The organism is Streptomyces sp. NPDC051740, from assembly GCF_044453165.1.
In the GTDB taxonomy this organism is placed as follows: Bacteria; Actinomycetota; Actinomycetes; order Streptomycetales; family Streptomycetaceae; genus Streptomyces; species Streptomyces atrovirens.
This window is the reverse complement of record NZ_JBITCL010000001.1, coordinates 464,465-479,550: the sequence shown is the minus strand read 5'-3', so window position 1 is coordinate 479,550 and position 15,086 is coordinate 464,465. Positions and strand designations below refer to the sequence as shown.

Sequence of the window (15,086 nt, the reverse complement as noted above, 5' to 3'; positions counted from 1 at the left end):
CGGCTGCTCGTGGTTCACGGGTGGGTCAGGGTCTGGTGGTCAGGGACAGGGTTCTTTGGGCTGCTTTTACTACCGCTGTGTCGATGAAGGTGCCGTTGGGGAGGGCTTGGGCGCTCTGGTCGGAGGCCGCTGCCTTGAGAATGGTTTCCGCCTGCTCGATCTCCTCCTCCGTGGGGAGGTAGGCGCGCTCGATGACCGGCAGTTGACGGGGGTGGATCGCGGCGCGGCCCAGGAAACCCAGGGCGCGGCCGTGGGCGCAGGAGGCGGCCAGGCCGTTCAGGTCGCGGATGTCGGGGTGGACGGACTGGGTGGGCGGGGCGAGGCCCGCCGCACGCGCGGCGACGACCACCCGGGAACGGGACCAGTCGAGGCCCGCGTCGTCGCGTACGCCCAGGTCGGCCCGTAGGTCCGCCTCCCCGATGGCGATGCCGCGCAGGGACGGGTGGGCGGTGGCCACGGCATGGGCGCGTTCGATGCCGAGGGCCGTCTCCAGGAGGGCGTACAGGGGCAGTGTGCCGCCGTGGGCGGACACGGCGCGCCGGGCGACGCGTACGACGTCGGCCGGGGACGACACCTTGGGCAGGCGCAGGCCGGACAGGCCGGGGGCGTGCGCGACGGCCGCGAGGTCGGCGCGGGCCCAGGGGCCGGACAGGGCGTTGACGCGGACGTGGACCGGGACCGGCTGGCGGTCGCGCAGCAGCTCGGCGGTGGCGGAGCGGGCGTAGGCCTTGCGGTCGGGGGCGACCGCGTCCTCCAGGTCGACCACCACCACGTCGGCGCCGGAGGTGAGCGCCTTCGCCACCACGGGAGGACGGTCGCCGGGGGCGTACAGCCAGGTCAGCGGGAAGCCCGTCACAGGGCGCCCTCCGCGCGGAGCTCCGCGAGGTCGTCGGGCGTGAGACCCAGCTCGGTCAGGACCTCCTCGGTGTCCGCGCCGTGCGGGCGGCCCGCCCAGCGGATCGCGCCCGGGGTGCCGGAGAGCCGGAAGAGCACGTTCTGCATGCGCAGCGGACCCAGCTCGGGATCGTCGACCGTGGTGATCGTGTTCAGGGCCTGGTACTGCGGGTCCGTCATGACGTCCCGTACGTCCTGGATGGGGGCGACGGCCGCCTCCGCCTTCTCGAAGGCGGCCAGCACGTCGGTGCGGGTGTGCCGGGCGATCCAGCCGCCGACCGCCTCGTCCAGCACGTCCGCGTGCCGGGCCCGGTCCTCACCGGTGGCGAACCAGGGCTCCTCGATCAGGTCGGGACGGCCCACCAGCACCATCACGCGCTCGGCGATCGACTGGGCCGAGGTGGAGACGGCGACCCAGGTGCCGTCGGCGGTGAGGTAGGTGCCGCGCGGGGCGTTGTTCTGGGAGCGGTTGCCGGTACGGGGCTGGACGTGGCCGAGCTGGTCGTACCAGGTGGGCTGGGGGCCCAGCGCGGTCAGGATCGGCTCGATCAGCGCCATGTCGACGACCTGGCCCTCTCCCGTGCGGTCCCGGCCGGCGAGCGCGGTCATGACCGCGTACGCCGTGGTCAGGCCCGCGATGGAGTCCGCCAGACCGAACGGGGGGAGGGTGGGCGGCGCGTCCGGTTCGCCGGTGATCGCGGCGAAGCCGCTCATCGCCTCGGCGAGGGTGCCGAAGCCGGGGCGGTGCGCGTACGGGCCGAACTGGCCGAAGCCGGTGACCCGGACCAGGACCAGCCGGGGGTTGACGGCGGACAGCTCGGGCCAGCCCAGGTCCCACTTCTCCAGGGTGCCGGGGCGGAAGTTCTCGATGATCACGTCGGCGGTCCCGGCGAGGCGCAGGAGGGTGGCCTGTCCGCCGGGCGTGGACAGGTCGAGGGTGATGGTGCGCTTGTTGCGGCCGAGCATCTTCCACCACAGGCCGATGCCGTCCTTCGACGGGCCGTGGCCGCGGGAGGGGTCCGGTTTCCTCGGGTGCTCGACCTTGACGACCTCCGCGCCGAAGTCGCCGAGCAGGGTAGCGGCGAGGGGGCCGGCGAAGAGGGTGGCGAGGTCCAGGACGCGCAGGCCGGTCAGCGGGGGGCCGGTGGGGACGGGGGCGGGGTCGTCGTACGGCGTCATGGGCGGGTGGCCTCCAGGTGGGTCAGACGGGCCAGGGTGTCGAAGCCGGTGCCGTGGAAGCCGCCGACGGAGGTGGCCAGGCGGTTCTTCAGCGGGGCCGTCCAGTGTTCGGGGAGGGCGCGGGGCGAACCGGCGAGAAGGGCGGCGACGCTGCCGGCCGTCGCACCGTTGGAGTCGGTGTCCCAGCCGCCGGACACCGCGCGGCAGACGGAGCCGGTGAAGTCGCCGTCGGCGTGGGTGAGGGCGGCGGCGATCAGGGCGGTGTTGGGGACGGCGTGCACCCAGTGGTGGGTGGCGGCGTAGGTGGCGTGCAGGACGTCGACGACGGTGTCGAAGTCGGTGTGCTCGTGCGCCAGTCGAACGGCCTGGCGGACGGCTCGGGCGAGGCGGGAGCGGGGCGGGACGACGGTGAGGCCGGCGCGCAGACAGGCGTGGACGTCGTGGTCGCCGGTGGCGGCGGTGGCGATGACGGCCGCCGTGAACATCGCCGCGTAGACGCCGTTGGCGGTGTGGGTGAGGGTGGCGTCGCGGTGGGCCTGCTCGGCGGCGGCGGCCGGGTCGCCGGGGTTGGTCCAGCCGTGCACGTCGGCGCGGATCAGGGCGCCGATCCACTCGCGGAAGGGGTTGTGGCGGCGGGCGGTCAGTGGGGGTTCCAGGCCGCTGAGGAGGTTGCGGTAGGCGACGCGTTCGGCGGTGAAGGTGCGGCCGGCGGGGAGTTCGTCCAGCCAGACGCGGGCCACGTCGGTGGGGGTGAAGGCGCGGGTGTGGCGTTGGAGGACGAGGAGGTTCAGGAGGGGGTAGTTGAGGTCGTCGTCCTCGGGCATGCCGTCGATGTTCTCGGCGAGGGAGGTCGTCGCGGAGCGGCGGTTCCAGGGGTGTCTGGTGAGGAGGTCCTCGGGGACGCCGTGGGCGGTGAAGTAGTTGGTCAGGGGCCAGTTGCCGGTTGCCTGGGCCAGTTGGCGGATGGCGGTGAGGGGGAGTTTCTCCACCGGTTTGCCCAGGAGGCAGCCGGCTGCTCTGCCGAGCCAGGCGGCTTCCAGGGCGGCGGTGTGTGCTGGGCGGGGGGTGCTCGCGCGGCCCGGCGTTTGCGGGGTGCCTCCCCCACTCTCGGCTTCTCCCCCACTCTCGGCTTCTCCCCCACTCTCGGCTTCTCCCCCACTCTCGGCTTCGCTCGAGCGGGGGGACCCCCATGAGCGGGGGGACCCCCATGAGCGGGGGGACCCCCATCGCCCACCCGTGCCGCCCCAGCGGCACGACTGCCCGCGGGAACGCGGGAGCGACGGCCAGTCGGGGCACAGGGATTTGATTCTGGTGAGGTCGGTCGGTTCGTCGTCCGCGAGGGCGCTGGGGAGGTCGGCGAGTTCGTCCAGGAGGTCGGTGGCCAGGAGGCGGAGGTAGGGGGAGGCCGGTTTCGGGGACGCGCCCGCGTGCGCCGGGGCTTCGGGGCCGCCTGCCGCTCGCCAGCGGGCGGCGATGGCGGAGGGTTCCCGGCCGTCCTGGGACGCCTGGCGCAGTTCGTGGCCGATCAGGTCCTCCGGTTGGACCCAGGTCAGTCGGAGCATCCGGGACCTCCCAGGTCCGCGAACGCCCGCTCGTGGGCGCGGCGGCGGTCCACGTCCCGCGCGAAGATCTCGCGGGTCACGGTGGTGAGCACGGTCGCCGGTTCCCACAGGTCCAGGCGGCTGGCCTCCGCCACCGTCTTGGCCCAGCCCTCGGGGACCGGTGAGCCGAGCGCGCCGGCCACCGCGCCGGCCATCGTGGCGATGGAGTCGCAGTCGCGGCCGTAGTTCACCGCGCCCAGGACCGCGTGGCGGAAGTCGCCGCCGGCCACCACCAGCATGCCCAGCGCGACCGGGAGTTCCTCGACGGCGTGCAGCCGGGACGGGCGGCGGGCACCCAGCGAGGGGGAGCGGTAGTCGGGGCCGACCGTGTCGTACGGCGTCACCGCCTCCCGCAGCGGACCCAGCGCCGACTCGAAGTCCGTGTGGCGCGAGGCGACGTCGCAGACCTTCTCGATCGCCTCCCGGGTGCCGTCCTTCGCCAAGGCCAGACACGCGGCGACCACCGAGTCCGCCGTCGCACCCGGCGCGCACGCCGCCGCCACGGCCGCCGCGAAGACACCGGCCGCCTCCCTGCCGTACGACGACTGGTGCGCGCCCGCGACATCCAGCGCCTCGGCGTAGGCGGCGGCCGGATGGGCGGCGTTGACCAGGCCGACCGGGGCCATGTACATCGCGGCACCGCAGTTGACGATGTTGCCGGCACCGGCCTCGCGCGGGTCGACGTGACCGTAGTGCAGGCGGGCCACGAGCCACTTCTCGGCGAGGAAGATCCGCTGCAGCGGGATCGCCTCCGCCTCCAGCTCCGGGATCCAGCGCGGGTTCGTCATCAGGTCCGGGACCAGGTGGTCGGCGACGGCGTAGGCGTCCAGGTGGTCGCGGACCGTCGCGTACACCCGGATCAGTGCGTGCGTCATCAGGGTGTCGTCGGTGACGTGGCCGTCGCCCTTGTGGTACGGCGCGATGGGGCGGGCGGTGCGCCACGCGTCGCCGTTCCACGGGCCGACGACGCCGTGTACGCGCCCGCCGTGGCGCTCGGTGATCTGCTCGGGGGAGTACCCCTCGACCGGCCCCCCGAGGGCGTCGCCGACGGCCGCCCCGACGAGGGCGCCGGTGATCCGTTCGTCCAGGGGCAGGCCCTGGTCACTCTTTTCCGCCTCTTCGCGCGTCATGTCCGAATCATCCCCCCGGCGGGGCCGGTTGTGCGGCTTCCAGGAGTCCGGCGAGTTCCACCAGGTCCGTGCCGGTGAGCCGGGGGAGTACGCAGCCGGAGAGGGTGCGGCAGCTCTCCCGCCACGTCTCCGGGATCGCGGCCCCGCCGCCCAGCGCGCCGGTGAGGGCGCCGACGAGCGCCGGGGCGGAGTCCGCGACCCGGGACAGACAGGCCGCCGCGGGGACCGCCTCCGCGATCCGGCCGTGGGCGGCGGTGGTGAGGGCGAGGGCGACGGGGACGGTCTCGGCGGCGGCGACGCCGTAGCTGTAGACGTGGTCGACGATCTGGTGCTCCAGCGGCGGTACGAGGGCGAAGGCGCTGTCGGCGTCCGCCGCGAGCTTCAGGGCGTGCCGGGCGTTGCGGCCGATCTCCGTGTCCTCGGGCAGCTCGGCGCAGGCCGCCGCCACACAGGTGTGCGGGTCCGCGCCGGTCAGCGCGAGGGAGACGGCGGCGGCCATGGCGCGGGCGCCGTGCACGCCGTCGCCGTCCTGGGTGTAGCGGGCGTCGAACTCCGCGAGGTCGGCGGCGGCCCGTGGGTCGCCGGGGTGGGCCACGGCCAGCACGCAGGCGCGTACGCAGGCGGCGTCGTCGAAGTAGTGGGGGTTGTCGTGGCCGGTGGCGGGCGGGCGCAGGCCGGTGGCGAGGTTGCCGAGGCCGGCGCGGACGGAGATGCGGGCCCGCAGGGGGAGTACGGCGGACTCCGTCTCGGGGGCGCGGTCCGCCGCCGCGGCGACCTCGCCGGCGACGGTGTTCCAGGTCAGGTCGATCGCCGCGCGGGTGCGGCGTTCTCGGCTCAGGTCGCCGAAGGCGGTGTCGTCTCCGGCGCGGAGGACGGCTTCCGCGGCGAAGGCCGCCCATTCGGCGTCGTCGGAGGGGCCCAGGCGCAGGGGTTCGGAGGGCTGGTTGAGGGCGATGGGGACGGGGAGGGTGGTCGTGGCGTTCTGTTCGGCGAAGGTGTCGAGCTCGCGGGTGAGGCGGCGTGTCCACTCGGGCATCCTTGCCGCTCGGTGGCGGGCGGCGGGCCAGCCGGCGGCGTCGCCTGCGGCGAGGCCGAGGAGGAGGCCCTCGATCCTCGCCTGCGGCGCGGTTTCGACGGCCTTGGCTTCGGCCCGTGCCTGTGCCTGTGCCTGTGCCTGCGGCGGCTGGGTGGGGCTTTCGGCCTCGGCTTCGCCTTCGGCCCGGATGTTCCCACCCGCACCACCCGTGCGGCGTTCGTCGTCGGGTGCGGGTGGCCCCTGTGGGGCGTTCTCGCCGTCGGCGGCTGCGGGTGGTGCGGGTGGTGCGGGTGGGGTGGTCTCGGTGGCGTCGGGCGCGGGTGGGTTGTGTGGGGTGGTCTCGGTGGCGGCTGTGGGGTCTGCCTCGGTGAGGGGGATCATGTGGGCGCCTCCGTCTTGTCGGCCGGTGCCAGGACCAAGTCGTCGGGTGCCTCCGGCGTCAGCAGGTCCGCGATGTCCAGGACGTGGTGGCCCGCCATGGTCGGGAGGCAGGTGCCGCGGGCCGGGGTGATGGCGGACGACCAGGCCGGCGGGATCGCCGCGGCGCCCCGCGTCGCGCCCGCCAGGGCGCCGGCCACCGCCGCCGTGGTGTCCGCGTCGCGCCCCATGTTGACGGCCGTCAGCACCGCCTGTTCGAAGTCGCCGTCGGCCGCCGCGTACGCGCCGAAGGCGAGGGCGACCGCCTCGGGGGCCAGGTCCGTCCACGGGTAGCCGCCGATCACCACCGCCGCGCGGACCGCGCGTTCGCCCAGGTGGGCCGCGGTGACGGCGCGGCGCAGTGAGCGGGCGGTCCAGGAGTCGTCCGGGACCACCGCCAGGGCCGAGGCCACGACCGCGACCACCGGCGCCCCGGCCATCGCCGCCGCGACGCCCGCCGCGACCGCCTGGCCGCCGTAGATGCCCTCGCCGTCGTGGCTGACCGAACCGTCGATCGCCGCCAGCCGGGCCGCCTCGTCGGGACGGCCGGCCGCGAACACCCCGTGGGGTGCCGCCCGCATCGCCAGCCCGTCGCTCCAGGCGTGCCGGTGCTGGGCGGAGATCGGCGCCGCCAGTCCCCGGCGCAGGTTCTCCAGCGTGCCGCGCTCGCTGAAGCCGGCGCCCCGGAAAGGGCCCTCCGCGTGGTCCGCGATCCACTCGTGCCAGGCCGCCTCGACATGCGCCGGGGTGAGCGCGGAGCCGTGCCGGGCCAGCAGCAGGCCGGAGAAGATCGCGTACTCGGTGTCGTCCGTGCCCGCCGGGTGCTCCGTCACGTATCCCGTGATGCGGCCCCACCGCGCGCGGATCTCGGAGGGCTTCATGTTCTCGGCCGGGGCGCCCAGCGCGTCGCCGACGGCCAGACCGAGCAGCGCGCCGCGCGCCCGCTCACGGCGCCCGAGGACGTCCCCGGGCACCGGGCCGGCCGGAACAGCCGACGCAACCGGGCCGGCCGGAACAGCCGAGCCGGCCGGAACAGCCGAGCCAGCCGGAACAGCCGGAACAGCCGGAACAGCCGGGCCGGCCAAAACCGCCGACGCAACCGGGCCAGTCGGCGCAACCGGGCCGGCCGAAACAGCCGGAACAGCCGGGCCAGCCGGAACAGCCGGGCCGGCCAAAACCGCCGACGCAACCGGGCCAGCCGGCGCAACCGGGCCGGCCGGAACAGCCGGAACAGCCGGGCCAGCCGGAACAGCCGGGCCGGCCAAAACCGCCGACGCAACCGGGCCAGTCGGCGCAACCGGGCCGGCCGAAACAGCCGGGCCGGCCGGGCCGGCCGGGCCGGCCGGGCCGGCCGGGACAGAGGGGATGCGGGCGGTCGATGCCATACGCGGCTCTCCTCTCAGGTGCGCCCCGAGAGGCGCGGAGCCCTTTGCGCATCTGTCCCCGGCTCGGTACTCGGCGCAGCCTCACCGGCCCCAGCGTCACCCGGTCGACATCTGCGCACCCATCCACGCAAACGAGCAAAACCCGCAAAACCGCAGGTTAGCCCAGCCTTTCCTTGCTGGCGGGAAGGAATGAGGAGGCGTACGTTGAGTGTTGTCGAAGAATAGAACTTGTCCAAAGAAGAGCTGTGGGGGACACAGGCATGGCCATCATCGAGACCGAGGCGACGCTGCACGAGGCGCACCGCGACAACCACACGCACCGGGACGTGAACGGCGGCTGGCTGCGCCCCGCGGTCTTCGGCGCGATGGACGGACTGGTCTCCAACCTCGCCCTGATGACCGGTGTCGCCGGAGGGGCGGTCAGTCAGCAGACCGTCGTGCTCACCGGTCTCGCCGGTCTGGCCGCCGGTGCCTTCTCCATGGCGGCCGGCGAGTACACCTCCGTCGCCTCCCAGCGTGAGCTGGTCGAGGCCGAGCTCGACGTCGAGCGGCGTGAGCTGCGCAAGCACCCCAAGGACGAGGAGGCCGAGCTCGCCGCGCTCTACGAGTCCCGTGGCGTCGAGCCCGGGCTGGCCCGTGAGGTCGCCCGGCAGCTCTCCCGGGACCCCGAGCAGGCGCTGGAGATCCACGCCCGCGAGGAACTCGGCATCGACCCCTTCGACCTGCCCTCGCCCACCGTCGCCGCCGTGTCCAGCTTCGGCTCCTTCGCACTGGGCGCCCTGCTGCCCGTACTGCCGTATCTGCTCGGCGCGAGCAGCCTGTGGCCCGCCGTGCTGCTGGCGCTGCTCGGGCTCTTCCTGTGCGGCGCGGTGGTGGCCAAGGTGACGGCACGGACCTGGTGGTACAGCGGTCTGCGGCAGCTCGCCCTCGGTGGCGCGGCGGCCGGTGTGACGTACGTCCTGGGCACACTGTTCGGAACGGCCGTAGGATAGTGCGACTCGCACTTATGCGTTGGGCCGCATAAGTAGTCGTAAATTGCTGGTTTCGGCCGCATGACCACTGGGCATGAGCCGTAAGCGCTGTGGGCAAAGAGGCCGACGGCGTGCCCCGCGGGTCGGGCGAAGGAGCCCTTTCCCGCCATAGGGCCGCGATGGACACCGATCTGTCCGACCGGCCCCCATGGCTTCCACCGCCAGGCGCGGAACCTCGCCGCGACCCATGTGGTGTCCGCATGCTGGAACGGATTATCCCGGTTTCCGAGAACCGCTCCATCATGTAACCTGCACGAAATTTTGCACCACGCAGAGGGCCAACGTCGTCCCTCGGCACTTGCCACATGCCACATGACGACGACGGGAGAGCCGATGCGTACGCCGCGCCAGCCGTCCCAGCATTCCATGAACGACCGCCTGAACTGGTCGTTCATGGATGCTCGCCCTGCTGCGCAGGGTATGTACGACCCCCGCAACGAGCACGACGCCTGCGGCGTCGGCTTCGTCGCAACCCTCACCGGCGAGGCGTCCCACACCCTGGTGGATCAGGCCCTCACGGTCCTGCGCAACCTCGAACACCGCGGTGCCACCGGTTCCGAGCCGGACTCCGGCGACGGCGCCGGAATCCTCTCCCAGGTCCCGGACACCTTCTTCCGCGAGGTGGCCGGATTCGAGCTGCCCGAGGCCGGCGGTTACGCGGTCGGTATCGCCTTCCTGCCGGAGGACGGCGCCGACGCCGCCGTCGCCCGCGTCGAGGAGATCGCCGCCGCCGAGGACCTGACCGTCCTCGGCTGGCGCGAGGTGCCGGTCGCGCCCGAACTGCTCGGCGCCACCGCCCGCTCGACGATGCCGGTCTTCCGGCAGATCTTCGTCAGCGCCGGTGAGCTCAAGGGCCTCGACCTCGACCGCAAGGCGTTCGTGCTGCGCAAGCGCGCCGAGCGCGAGGTCGGCGTCTACTTCCCGTCGCTGTCCGCGCGGACCATCGTCTACAAGGGCATGCTGACCACCGGCCAGCTCGAGCCCTTCTTCCCGGACCTGTCCGACCGCCGCTTCGGCTCCGCGATCGCGCTGGTGCACTCCCGGTTCTCCACGAACACCTTCCCGTCGTGGCCGCTCGCGCACCCGTACCGCTTCGTCGCGCACAACGGTGAGATCAACACCGTCAAGGGCAACCGCAACTGGATGCGCGCCCGCGAGTCCCAGCTCGTCTCCGACCTGTTCGGCGCCGAGGACAAGAACCTCGAGCGGATCTTCCCGGTCTGTACGCCCGACGCCTCGGACTCCGCCTCCTTCGACGAGGTCCTCGAACTGCTGCACCTGGGCGGGCGTTCGCTGCCGCACTCCGTGCTGATGATGATCCCGGAGGCGTGGGAGAACCACGACTCCATGGACCCGGCCCGGCGCGCCTTCTACCAGTACCACTCCACGATGATGGAGCCCTGGGACGGCCCCGCCTGCGTCACCTTCACCGACGGCACCCAGGTCGGCGCCGTACTCGACCGCAACGGTCTGCGCCCCGGCCGCTACTGGGTCACCGACGACGGCCTCGTCGTCCTCGGCTCCGAGGTCGGCGTCCTCGACATCGACCCGGCGAAGGTCGTCCGCAAGGGCCGCCTGCAGCCCGGCCGGATGTTCCTGGTGGACACCGTCGAGCACCGCATCATCGAGGACGACGAGATCAAGGACGGGCTCGCCGCCGAGCACCCCTACGCGGAGTGGCTCGAGGCCGGCGAGATCGAGCTGCCCGACCTGCCCGAGCGCGAGCACATCGTGCACACCCACGCCTCGGTCACCCGCCGCCAGCAGACCTTCGGCTACACCGAGGAGGAGCTGCGGGTCCTGATCGCGCCGATGGCCAAGGCCGGCGCCGAGCCGATCGGCTCGATGGGCACCGACTCGCCGATCGCCGCGCTGAGCGAGCGCCCGCGCCTGCTCTTCGACTACTTCACCCAGCTCTTCGCGCAGGTCACCAACCCGCCGCTGGACGCGATCCGCGAGGAACTGGTCACCTCCCTGCGCTCCCCGCTGGGCCCGTCGGGCAACCTGCTGGAGCCGACCGCGGCCTCCTGCCGCAGTGTCGTCCTGCCCTTCCCGGTGATCGACAACGACGAGCTGGCCAAGCTCATCCACATCAACGCCGACGGCGACATGCCCGGCTTCAAGGCCGCGACCCTCTCCGGCCTGTACCGGGTGTCCGGCGGCGGTGACGCGCTCGCCGAACGCATCGAGGACATCTGCGCCGAGGCCGACGCCGCCATAGAGAACGGCGCCCGGCTGATCGTCCTGTCCGACCGGCACTCCGACGCCGAGCACGCGCCGATCCCGTCGCTGCTGCTCACCGCGGCCGTCCACCACCACCTCATCCGCACCAAGCAGCGCACCCAGGTGGGTCTGCTGGTCGAGGCCGGTGACGTCCGCGAGGTCCACCACGTCGCCCTGCTCATCGGCTACGGCGCCGCCGCCGTCAACCCGTACCTGGCGATGGAGTCCGTCGAGGACCTGGTCCGCGCGGGCACCTTCCTGCCGGGCATCGAGGCCGAGAAGGCCATCCGCAACCTGATCTACGCCCTCGGCAAGGGCGTCCTGAAGGTCATGTCCAAGATGGGCATCTCCACGGTCGCCTCCTACCGCGGCGCCCAGGTCTTCGAGGCCGTCGGTCTCGAGGACGCCTTCGTGGAGAAGTACTTCAACGGCACCGCCACCAAGATCGGCGGCGTCGGCATCGACGTCGTCGCCAAGGAGGTCGCCGCCCGCCACGCCAAGGCCTACCCCGCCTCCGGCATCGCTCCCGCGCACCGCGCGCTGGAGATCGGCGGCGAGTACCAGTGGCGCCGCGAGGGCGAGCCGCACCTGTTCGACCCGGAGACGGTCTTCCGCCTCCAGCACTCCACGCGCTCCGGCCGCTACGACATCTTCAAGAAGTACACCGAGCGGGTGAACGAGCAGTCCGAGCGCCTGATGACGCTCCGCGGTCTGTTCGGCTTCACCTCCGGCCGGCAGCCGATCCCGGTCGACGAGGTCGAGCCGGTCTCCGAGATCGTCAAGCGGTTCTCCACCGGCGCCATGTCGTACGGCTCCATCTCCCGCGAGGCGCACGAGACGCTCGCCATCGCCATGAACCAGCTGGGCGGCAAGTCCAACACCGGTGAGGGCGGCGAGGACCCGGAGCGGCTGTACGACCCGGCCCGCCGGTCGTCCATCAAGCAGGTCGCCTCCGGCCGCTTCGGTGTGACCTCCGAGTACCTGGTCAACTCCGACGACATCCAGATCAAGATGGCCCAGGGCGCCAAGCCCGGTGAGGGCGGCCAGCTGCCCGGCCACAAGGTCTACCCGTGGGTCGCGAAGACCCGGCACTCGACGCCGGGCGTGGGGCTCATCTCCCCGCCGCCGCACCACGACATCTACTCCATCGAGGACCTCGCCCAGCTCATCCACGACCTGAAGAACGCCAACCCCCAGGCGCGCATTCACGTCAAGCTGGTCTCCGAGGTCGGCGTCGGCACCGTCGCCGCGGGTGTCTCCAAGGCGCACGCGGACGTCGTCCTGATCTCCGGTCACGACGGAGGCACCGGTGCCTCCCCGCTGACGTCGCTGAAGCACGCCGGCGGTCCCTGGGAGCTCGGCCTCGCCGAGACCCAGCAGACCCTGCTGCTCAACGGCCTGCGCGACCGGATCGTCGTGCAGACCGACGGTCAGCTCAAGACCGGCCGTGACGTGGTCATCGCCGCGCTCCTCGGCGCCGAGGAGTTCGGCTTCGCCACCGCCCCGCTGGTCGTCTCCGGCTGCGTGATGATGCGCGTCTGCCACCTGGACACCTGCCCGGTCGGCATCGCCACCCAGAACCCCGTCCTGCGGGACCGGTTCTCCGGCAAGGCCGAGTACGTCGTGAACTTCTTCCGGTTCATCGCCGAGGAGGTCCGCGAGCTCCTCGCCGAGCTGGGCTTCCGCTCCATCGAGGAGGCCGTCGGCCACGCCGAGATCCTCGACGTGACCCGCGCGGTGAACCACTGGAAGGCGCAGGGCCTGGAGCTGGCCCCGCTGTTCCACGTGCCCGAGCTGCCCGAGGGCGCCGTCCGCCACCAGGTCGTCGCCCAGGACCACGGTCTGGAGAAGGCGCTCGACAACGAGCTGATCAGGCTCGCCGCCGACGCGCTCGCCGCGTCCGGCGCCGAGGACGCCCAGCCGGTGCGCGCCCAGGTCGCCATCCGCAACATCAACCGCACGGTCGGCACCATGCTCGGCCACGAGGTGACGAAGAAGTTCGGCGGTGCGGGCCTGCCCGACGACACCATCGACATCACCTTCACCGGCTCCGCGGGGCAGTCCTTCGGCGCCTTCCTCCCGCGCGGTGTCACGCTGCGCCTGGAGGGCGACGCCAACGACTACGTCGGCAAGGGCCTGTCCGGCGGCCGGATCGTGGTCCGCCCGGACCGCGCGGCCGACCACCTCGCCGAGTACTCGACCATCGCGGGCAACACGATCGCGTACGGCGCGACCGGCGGCGAGCTGTTCCTGCGCGGCCGGACCGGCGAGCGGTTCTGCGTCCGCAACTCCGGCGCGACGGTCGTCTCCGAGGGCGTGGGCGACCACGGCTGCGAGTACATGACCGGCGGTCACGCGGTCGTCCTCGGCGAGACGGGGCGCAACTTCGCGGCCGGCATGTCCGGCGGCGTCGCCTACGTCATCGACCTCGACCGGAGCAACGTCAACGCCGGCAACCTGGACGCCGTGGGCGCCCTGGACGACGCCGACAAGCAGTGGCTGCACGACGTGGTCCGCCGCCACCAGGAGGAGACGGGCTCCACCGTCGCCGAGAAGCTGCTCGCCGAGTGGGACACCGCCGTGCAGCGCTTCAGCAAGATCATCCCCAGCACGTACAAGGCAGTGCTCGCCGCCAAGGACGCCGCCGAGCGAGCAGGTCTCTCCGAGACCGAGATCACCGAGAAGATGATGGAGGCGGCGATCAATGGCTGACCCGAAGGGCTTTCTGAACCACGGCCGCGAGGTCGCCAGGTCCCGTCCGGTCGAGGAGCGCAGGAAGGACTGGAACGAGGTCTACGTCCCCGGCTCCCTGCTGCCGATCATCAGCAAGCAGGCCAGCCGGTGCATGGACTGCGGCATCCCGTTCTGCCACAACGGCTGTCCGCTGGGGAACCTCATCCCCGAGTGGAACGACTACGCCTACCGCGAGGACTGGGGCGCCGCCTCCGAGCGGCTGCACGCCACCAACAACTTCCCGGAGTTCACCGGCCGCCTGTGCCCGGCTCCGTGCGAGTCGGCGTGCGTGCTCGGCATCAACCAGCCGCCGGTCACCATCAAGAACGTCGAGGTCTCGATCATCGACAAGGCGTGGGAGACCGGTGACGTCGCCCCGCAGGTCCCCGAGCGCCTCTCCGGCAAGACCGTCGCGGTCGTCGGCTCCGGCCCCGCGGGCCTGGCCGCCGCCCAGCAGCTCACCCGGGCCGGCCACACGGTCGCGGTGTACGAGCGCGCCGACCGCATCGGCGGCCTGCTGCGCTACGGCATCCCCGAGTTCAAGATGGAGAAGCGGCACATCAACCGCCGTATCGAGCAGATGCGCGCGGAGGGCACCAAGTTCCGTACGGGCGTGGAGATCGGCCGCGACATGCCGGCCACCGCGCTGCGCAAGCGGTACGACGCCGTGGTCCTCGCCGTCGGCGCGACGACCGCGCGCGACCTGCCGGTGCCGGGCCGCGAGCTCAAGGGCATCCACCAGGCCATGGAGTACCTGCCGCTGGCCAACAAGGTGCAGGAGGGCGACTACGTCGCCCCGCCGATCTCGGCCGAGGGCAAGCACGTCGTGGTGATCGGCGGCGGTGACACCGGCGCCGACTGCGTGGGCACCGCCCACCGCCAGGGCGCGGCCTCCGTCACCCAGCTGGAGATCATGCCCCGCCCGAACGAGGAGCGGAACCCGGTCTCCCAGCCGTGGCCGACCTTCCCCATGCTGTACAAGGTCACGTCCGCCCACGAGGAGGGCGGTGAGCGGATCTACTCCGTCTCCACCACCCACTTCGAGGGCGACGAGGACGGCAACGTCCAGTGGCTGCACATGAGCGAGGTCGAGTTCGTCGACGGCAAGCTCACCTCGAAGCCGGGCACCGAGCGCAAGATCCCGGCCCAGCTCGTCACCCTCGCCATGGGCTTCACCGGTACCGACCGGGACAACGGCCTGGTCGAGCAGTTCGGCCTGGACCTCGACGAACGCGGTAACATCGCCCGCGACGCCGACTTCCAGACCAACGTGCCCGGTGTGTTCGTCGCCGGTGACGCCGGCCGCGGCCAGTCGCTCATCGTGTGGGCGATCGCGGAGGGCCGCTCGGCCGCCCGCGGCTGCGACCGCTTCCTCACCGGGGCGAGCGAGCTGCCGGCCCCGATCCGCCCGACGGACCGCTCGCTGATGGTCTGACGAGCGGTGCACAAGGTGACCT

Annotated in this window: 9 protein-coding genes; 3 read left to right on the top strand and 6 right to left on the bottom strand. The window is 72.6% G+C overall.

The window, feature by feature from the left end; genetic code table 11:
* Positions 1 to 25: 25 nt before the first annotated feature.
* The 6 genes from ACIA6T_RS02260 to ACIA6T_RS02235 are packed head-to-tail and all read right to left on the bottom strand — an operon-like array spanning position 26 to position 7,231.
* The gene (locus ACIA6T_RS02260; protein ID WP_399444652.1) at positions 26 to 856 is read right to left on the bottom strand and encodes an HpcH/HpaI aldolase/citrate lyase family protein; all 831 of its coding nucleotides are present in this window, start codon (positions 854 to 856) and stop codon (positions 26 to 28) included.
* Positions 853 to 2,073, bottom strand: coding sequence for a CaiB/BaiF CoA transferase family protein (locus ACIA6T_RS02255; RefSeq protein WP_399444651.1), 1,221 nt, complete (start codon positions 2,071 to 2,073; stop codon positions 853 to 855). The genes ACIA6T_RS02260 and ACIA6T_RS02255 overlap by 4 nt, the downstream gene beginning before the upstream one ends.
* Positions 2,070 to 3,635: an ADP-ribosylglycohydrolase family protein gene (locus tag ACIA6T_RS02250; RefSeq protein WP_399444650.1), complete on the bottom strand. Its 1,566-nt coding sequence runs from the start codon at positions 3,633 to 3,635 to the stop codon at positions 2,070 to 2,072. The genes ACIA6T_RS02255 and ACIA6T_RS02250 overlap by 4 nt, the downstream gene beginning before the upstream one ends.
* Entirely contained in the window at positions 3,623 to 4,804 is a 1,182-nt protein-coding gene (locus ACIA6T_RS02245; RefSeq protein ID WP_399444649.1) for an ADP-ribosylglycohydrolase family protein, read from the bottom strand. Before ACIA6T_RS02245 ends, ACIA6T_RS02250 begins: the two co-directional genes overlap by 13 nt.
* Before the next feature lie 7 nt (positions 4,805 to 4,811).
* The gene (locus ACIA6T_RS02240) at positions 4,812 to 6,221 is read right to left on the bottom strand and encodes an ADP-ribosylglycohydrolase family protein (protein ID WP_399444648.1); all 1,410 of its coding nucleotides are present in this window, start codon (positions 6,219 to 6,221) and stop codon (positions 4,812 to 4,814) included.
* On the bottom strand, positions 6,218 to 7,231 hold the full coding sequence (locus tag ACIA6T_RS02235) for an ADP-ribosylglycohydrolase family protein (protein ID WP_399444647.1): 1,014 nt from the start codon (positions 7,229 to 7,231) through the stop codon (positions 6,218 to 6,220). Before ACIA6T_RS02235 ends, ACIA6T_RS02240 begins: the two co-directional genes overlap by 4 nt.
* A 671-nt stretch (positions 7,232 to 7,902) precedes the next feature.
* Here ACIA6T_RS02235 and ACIA6T_RS02230 point away from each other — a divergent pair.
* The 3 genes from ACIA6T_RS02230 (at position 7,903) to ACIA6T_RS02220 (ending at position 15,064) form a co-directional block, all read left to right on the top strand.
* Positions 7,903 to 8,634, top strand: coding sequence for a VIT1/CCC1 transporter family protein (locus tag ACIA6T_RS02230; protein ID WP_399444646.1), 732 nt, complete (start codon positions 7,903 to 7,905; stop codon positions 8,632 to 8,634).
* Positions 8,635 to 9,006: 372 nt separating this feature from the next.
* On the top strand, positions 9,007 to 13,608 hold the full coding sequence (gene gltB, locus ACIA6T_RS02225) for a glutamate synthase large subunit (protein WP_399444811.1): 4,602 nt from the start codon (positions 9,007 to 9,009) through the stop codon (positions 13,606 to 13,608).
* Positions 13,601 to 15,064 (top strand): glutamate synthase subunit beta, encoded by a 1,464-nt coding sequence (locus ACIA6T_RS02220; RefSeq protein WP_385056869.1) that lies wholly within the window; start codon positions 13,601 to 13,603, stop codon positions 15,062 to 15,064. Before gltB ends, ACIA6T_RS02220 begins: the two co-directional genes overlap by 8 nt.
* Positions 15,065 to 15,086: the final 22 nt, after the last annotated feature.

Bases quoted from the DNA above. Each gene is read 5' to 3' on its own strand.
- ACIA6T_RS02255 (WP_399444651.1), bottom strand. From the start codon at position 2,073: ATGACGCCGTACGACGACCCCGCCCCCGTCCCCACCGGCCCCCCGCTG.
- ACIA6T_RS02250 (WP_399444650.1), bottom strand. From the start codon at position 3,635: ATGCTCCGACTGACCTGGGTCCAACCGGAGGACCTGATCGGCCACGAA.
- ACIA6T_RS02245 (WP_399444649.1), bottom strand. From the start codon at position 4,804: ATGACGCGCGAAGAGGCGGAAAAGAGTGACCAGGGCCTGCCCCTGGAC.
- ACIA6T_RS02240 (WP_399444648.1), bottom strand. From the start codon at position 6,221: ATGATCCCCCTCACCGAGGCAGACCCCACAGCCGCCACCGAGACCACC.
- ACIA6T_RS02230 (WP_399444646.1), top strand. From the start codon at position 7,903: ATGGCCATCATCGAGACCGAGGCGACGCTGCACGAGGCGCACCGCGAC.
- gltB (WP_399444811.1), top strand. From the start codon at position 9,007: ATGCGTACGCCGCGCCAGCCGTCCCAGCATTCCATGAACGACCGCCTG.
- ACIA6T_RS02220 (WP_385056869.1), top strand. From the start codon at position 13,601: ATGGCTGACCCGAAGGGCTTTCTGAACCACGGCCGCGAGGTCGCCAGG.